Raw genomic sequence first — 5286 nt, forward strand, 5'->3', positions numbered from 1 at the left:
GGCGGTTGAGGCGCGTCGTTTAAGCCCTGCCGGCGGTTGAGGCGCCTCTTTTAAGTCTCTGCGTCGATTGAGCAGCGGGGTCCGGGGCGGAGCCCCGAGGCGTAGGCGCGGGCGGCCGCAACGGCGCTCAACCGTTGAGGACGCGTGCCTTCTCCGCCGCGAACTCCGCCTCCGTGAGGAGCCCCTGGGCCCGCAACTCGGCGAGCGCCTGAAGCTGCGAAACCCGATCCGTGCCACCGGCAACCGGCGGCGCCACCTGCGCGTCCATCTCGCGACGCATGTCACGATCGGCCATTCTGCGGTTCACCCGCCCCGACACCGCCGACGCGGTACCGGAGATGACCGCCGTGCGGGCGATGGTGCCAAGGAGTCCGGGCCGTCCGAATCGTTGCGGCATGCTGACCGTCCTCTTCGTTCTCTCGCGTAAGTGTGTCGTCAGGCCGTGGCGAGGGCTTCGATGGCCTCGTCGACCGTCTCCCTCGGGATCCGCTCGAGCATCAGCACCTGTCCGTTCGAGTCGCGCACGGCCGTGCCGAGGCGGGCGGCCCAGGTGTTTTCCCAGGCCAGGACGAGCGCGGAGGACGAGGCCGGAAGGTTGTCGGAGACCGCCTTCAGATCCTCGTCGCTGAGCAGGTCGAACCGTACGTCGGCGACCTGCTGGAACAGCTCGGTGACCTCGGGGTCGCCGAGCTCGACGACATCGACGGACCCGTCGGCCGCCTTCCGGATGAAGCACAGGTCGAGGATCCGTACGGTCCCGTCCTTCTGCAGATCCCGCAGCGCGGGCGCGACATCGCCGCTGAAGTGGTTGCCGTCGAAGGCGAGCACGGCGACGTCCACCGGACCGACGGTGTCGGCGTTGAGGCCACTGGTCACGGGCGAGCCCCTTCCCTGTATTGCCGTATGGGACATAGGCGGATGAAACGTCTGAAACGGATACTAGGGTGAGCGTACTGCGGGAGCGAGCCCGGCGGACCGGGTCGTTCGGCCCTCCGGGAGGCCGAACGGCGGCTCATGGCCGCGAGGCATACGCGGGGTACGAGGCCTGCGAGGCCAGGAGCTCGGCGAGACCACGGCGCGTGGCGGCGAGAACGACCCGGTCGGTCGGCCGAAGTACGTAGCCGGGGTCCAGCTTCCAGACGAGTCCCGGCTCCCGCTCCTCGCGGTCCCCCGCCGGATCGGCCGCGCGGTGGGGCCGCCGCTCGTCCGGCGCGGTGGAGTCGACGGCGACCACGCGCCAGGCGCCGGCCCGGAACGACGCGGCGACCGTACGCCCCTCCAGGTGCGGATGGCCCGCCACGTCCAGCGCGGCGAACAGCAGCACGCGGCGCTCGACCGGGATCGCGCCGAGCACCTGACGGCCCATCATCGCCCCCGCGAAGGCCGGCGCCGCGAGGGTCGTGACGCTGCGGCTGCGGGTGAGGGCGCGCGGGTGGGCGGCGCGCAGCGTGCGGTAGACGGCCGTGGCGAACGCGTCGTCGTACAGGCGCAGGCTCACCTGGAGGTTCGGCTTGACCGAGCGGGCGTAGAGCGCGGCCTCCAGGTTGGTGGTGTCGAGGCTGGTGAGGGCGAGGAAGGCGCGCGACCTGGACACCTTGGCGGCCTCCAGGACACCCTCGTCGCGTACGTCGCCGATGACCGTCGGCACGCGCAGCCGGCGGGCGAGGGCGACGCCGCGGGCCTCCGGGTTCTCCTCCACGCACACGACGGGCACGCCCAGTTCGTGCAGCCTCGCCAGGACGCGGGTGCCGATCTTGCCGAGGCCGAGCAGGACGACGTGCCCGGACAGGCCGCGCGGCGGCCGGCGCAGTGCGGAGGCGGTACGGAAGGTGCCCATCGCCTCCAGGACGGCGGCCATGAGAACGGGCAGCAGCAGCAACCCGGCGAAGCCGGTGAGGAGTTGGATGATCTGCCGGGCCGCGGGCTCCCCGATCGCCGGATCGTCGATGGCGAACAGGTCGAGCATGGTGAGATAGCCGGCCCGCAGCGCGTTCGACTCGGTCGTCGCCCAGGTGGCGAGCGCGAGACCGAGCACGCAGACCGCGAGCACGGCCATCGACCAGCGCACCCGGCGCGAGAACAGCGAGCCGAGCGGCAGCGCCCGCGCGGCGAGGCGCCGCGGGGGCAGCCCGGGCTCCGCCGGTGTGACGGTGTCGAGGACGACGCTGCCACGCCCTACCGCGGCCGCGATCTCCTGGTCGTCCGGCAGCAGGACCGGCTCCTCCTGGCCCGAGGTGTCCGAGCCCTCCGTGTCCGAAGGGTCGTTGTTCGACGAGGAGAGGATCGCGAGCGTGCACAGGCCGGGGGTGGCGGGGGCCAGGCCCCGGCCGCGCGGCGCGCGCTCGACCGCGCGCAGCAGCAGCCCGTCCGCCTGCACGACCTTGCCGGTGCCCGCCACCGCGGTCGCGGCGAGTGCGGGCGCGGCCGTGTCGGCGTCGGACAGGATGGTGGTGGACGTGTCGAGGGACTCCGCGGCGAGGTCCGGCTGCGCGAGCGTGGCGGCCTGGTCGAGGAGCTGGGCCAGGTGCTGGCCGAGCTTCCGGTCGAAGAGCCGGATGACGAGCCGCAGGCGGGGGTTGAGGCGGCGGGCCGCGAGCGCGGCGCGGATATTGGTCTCGTCGTCGTCGTGCACCAGGGCCAGCGCGTCCGCCCGCGCCACCCCCGCCTCCATCAACGCGTCCTCGCTGAGTACCGCGGCCTCCATGACGCGTGGCGCCTGGCCGGCGAGCGAGTCGTCCTCCGACGGCGTCAGCCGGCCCATCGCGGCCTGCACCCGGCCCAGCAGCGCGGCGGCCCGGATCCGGCCGCCGGCCCGCGCGGGTTCGTCCGCGGTGCGCGTCGACGGTACGACGATGGTGACCTGGGTGCGGTACAGCTCGCGCAGTTCGGTGCCGAGCCGCTCGGCCAGCGCGTCGTCACCGCACACGACCATGTGTCGCGGCAGGGGCGTCTGTTGGGCCTGCTCGGAATCTTCGGGCTGCTGAGGCTGGTGGGGAAGTGACACCGTGTCATGGTGCGTGCTCGATGTGTGTGCCGTCCACCGACACCGGGGCCGACCACGTGAAAAACCGGTGGCGGGTGCATGGGGGCTGTGGTTATCGTCGTCCGTGTCGGGGTGGCCGCTGCCACCGTGGAGTCCGCGCCGAGTGTGCGCCGAGTGCGTGATCGAGGAGGTGTCGACCGATGGCTGTCGTTGAGATGGGCGCTGCCCGCATCCGGAAGTTCATCAAGTCCACCTCTGTGGCCACCGGCTGACCGCACTCTTCTTTTCTGTATTTCCTGTGCCGGGGCCACCCTTTGAAGGGTCACCCCTTGTCTTCTCCGTCTTCTCCATCTCCTCGCTCCACCACCTCCGCTCTCGACGCGTACGGCTGGGACGCCGGCTGGGCGGACACGTTCGCGTCCTTCGCCGACCGCGGCCTCGTGCCCGGCCGGGTGCTGCGCGTCGACCGCGGGCGGTGCGACCTCGTCACACCGGAAGGGGTCGTGCACGCCGACACCGAGTACGTCGTGCCCCGCGACCCCATGAAGGTCATCTGCACCGGCGACTGGGCCGCCGTCGACCCGGCCGGGGCCGACCCCCGCTACGTACAGGCGTATCTGCCGCGCCGGACCGCCTTCGTGCGCTCCACCTCCTCCAAGCGGTCCGAGGGGCAGATCCTCGCCGCGAACGTGGACCACGCGATCATCGCGGTCTCCCTCGCGGCCGAGCTCGACCTCGGGCGGATCGAACGGTTCCTCGCCCTGGCCTGGGAATCGGGTGCGCAACCCCTGGTCGTCCTCACCAAGGCCGATCTCCTGCCGGACCCGGTCGGCCTGTCGTATCTCGTGTCCGACGTCGAGACGACCGCGCCCGGCGTGCAGGTGCTGCCCGTCAGCGCGCTCGACGGGGACGGTACGGAGGTGCTGCGGGCGGTCGTCGCCGACGGCACGTCCGTGCTGCTCGGCCAGTCCGGCGCCGGGAAGTCGACGCTGGCCAACGCGCTGATGGGGGCGGACGTGATGGACGTGAAGGCCGTCCGCGACATGGACGGCAAGGGCCGCCACACCACGACCACCCGCAACCTGTTCGCCCTGCCGGGCGGCGGCGTCCTCATCGATACGCCGGGGCTGCGCGGGGTCGGCCTGTACGACGCCGAGGGCGGCGTCGGACAGGTCTTCGCGGAGATCGCGGCGCTGGCGGAGGACTGCCGGTTCCACGACTGCGCGCACACGGTCGAGCCCGGCTGTGCGGTGCTGGCGGCGCTGGAGGACGGGTCGCTGCACGAGCGGCGCCTGGACAGCTACCGCAAGCTCCTGCGCGAGAACGAGCGGCTCGCGGCGCGGACGGATGCGAGGTTGCGGGCGGACGTGCGGAAGGTGTGGAAGCGGAGGGGGGCCGAGGGCCGCGCCGCGATGGAGGCGAAACGGGGGCGTGTCCGGTAGCTCGTTCGGCCTGCCCCGGGGTTGCGGTCCCGGGGCTCTGCCCCGGACCCCGCTGCTCAATCGCCGCAGGGGCTTAACGTGGCGTCCGAATCCCGCTAGCCCAGCGGTGAGCGCCACGGCACACTTATGGGGTGATGACCGATGAAGACACGCGCTACGAAGCCGTCCGCAGCCGCGACGCGCGGTTCGACGGGGAGTTCTTCTTCGCCGTGGAGACCACCGGGATCTACTGCCGGCCGAGCTGCCCCGCGGTCACCCCGAAGCGGCACAACGTCCGCTACTACGCCACGGCCGCCGCGGCCCAGGGCTCGGGCTTCCGGGCCTGCCGCCGCTGCCGCCCCGACGCGGTGCCGGGCTCGGCCGACTGGAACGTGCGCGCCGACGTCGTGGGCCGTGCGATGCGGCTCATCGGCGACGGCATCGTCGACCGTGAGGGCGTCGGCGGGCTCGCCACCAGGCTCGGCTACAGCGCACGCCAGGTGCAGCGCCAGCTCACCGCCGAGCTGGGCGCGGGCCCGGTCGCCCTCGCCCGCGCCCAGCGCGCCCACACCGCGCGCGTCCTGCTGCAGACGACCCCGCTGCCGGTCACGGAGATCGCGTTCGCGGCGGGGTTCGCGAGCGTGAGGCAGTTCAACGACACGATCCGCGAGGTGTACGCCCGCACCCCCACGCAGCTCCGCGCCGAGGCGCCGGACAAGCGCCGCGCCGTCGCTCCCGCCGCCGGCATCCCGCTGCGCCTCGCCCACCGCGGCGCCTATCAGTCCGGTCCCGTCTTCGACCTGCTGGCCTCCGAACTCCTCGACGGAGTCGAGGAGTTGGCCGGGCGGCCCGGCGCGCGCACCTTCCGGCGCGCACTTCGGC

5 protein-coding genes are annotated in these 5286 nt (G+C 72.7%); 2 read left to right on the forward strand and 3 right to left on the reverse strand.

The window, feature by feature from the left end; translation table 11 throughout:
* Nucleotides 1–127 precede the first annotated feature (127 nt).
* The 3 genes from ABT004_RS35740 to ABT004_RS35750 all read right to left on the reverse strand — a co-directional run bounded on the left by ABT004_RS35740 (nt 128) and on the right by ABT004_RS35750 (nt 2932).
* Nucleotides 128–397 carry an SHOCT domain-containing protein gene (locus tag ABT004_RS35740; RefSeq protein ID WP_351345810.1) on the reverse strand — a complete coding sequence of 90 codons (270 nt, stop codon included), beginning with the start codon at nt 395–397 and terminating at the stop codon, nt 128–130.
* A gap of 38 nt (nt 398–435) precedes the next feature.
* On the reverse strand, nt 436–876 hold the full coding sequence (locus ABT004_RS35745) for a DUF6325 family protein (protein WP_351345813.1): 441 nt from the start codon (nt 874–876) through the stop codon (nt 436–438).
* A gap of 136 nt (nt 877–1012) precedes the next feature.
* Complete coding sequence (locus ABT004_RS35750; protein ID WP_351345822.1) at nt 1013–2932, reverse strand: potassium channel family protein; 1920 nt, start codon at nt 2930–2932, stop codon at nt 1013–1015.
* 380 nt (nt 2933–3312) lie between these two features.
* Between ABT004_RS35750 and rsgA the strand changes: the two genes are divergently transcribed.
* Together rsgA and ABT004_RS35760 are read left to right on the forward strand one after the other, a co-directional pair.
* Nucleotides 3313–4425 carry a ribosome small subunit-dependent GTPase A gene (gene rsgA / locus ABT004_RS35755; protein ID WP_351345816.1) on the forward strand — a complete coding sequence of 371 codons (1113 nt, stop codon included), beginning with the start codon at nt 3313–3315 and terminating at the stop codon, nt 4423–4425.
* Nucleotides 4426–4559: 134 nt separating this feature from the next.
* Nucleotides 4560–5286, forward strand: a 727-nt coding sequence (locus ABT004_RS35760; RefSeq protein ID WP_351345819.1) for a bifunctional transcriptional activator/DNA repair enzyme AdaA, incomplete at its 3' end; no start/stop codon positions are given.

This window comes from Streptomyces sp. NPDC002790 (assembly GCF_040295505.1).
In the GTDB taxonomy this organism is placed as follows: Bacteria; Actinomycetota; Actinomycetes; order Streptomycetales; family Streptomycetaceae; genus Streptomyces.

What these genes read in the sequence shown, in the direction of transcription:
- ABT004_RS35750 (WP_351345822.1), bottom strand. Translation starts at nt 2,932, where the DNA reads ATGGTCGTGTGCGGTGACGACGCGCTGGCCGAGCGGCTCGGCACCGAA.
- ABT004_RS35740 (WP_351345810.1), bottom strand. Translation starts at nt 397, where the DNA reads ATGCCGCAACGATTCGGACGGCCCGGACTCCTTGGCACCATCGCCCGC.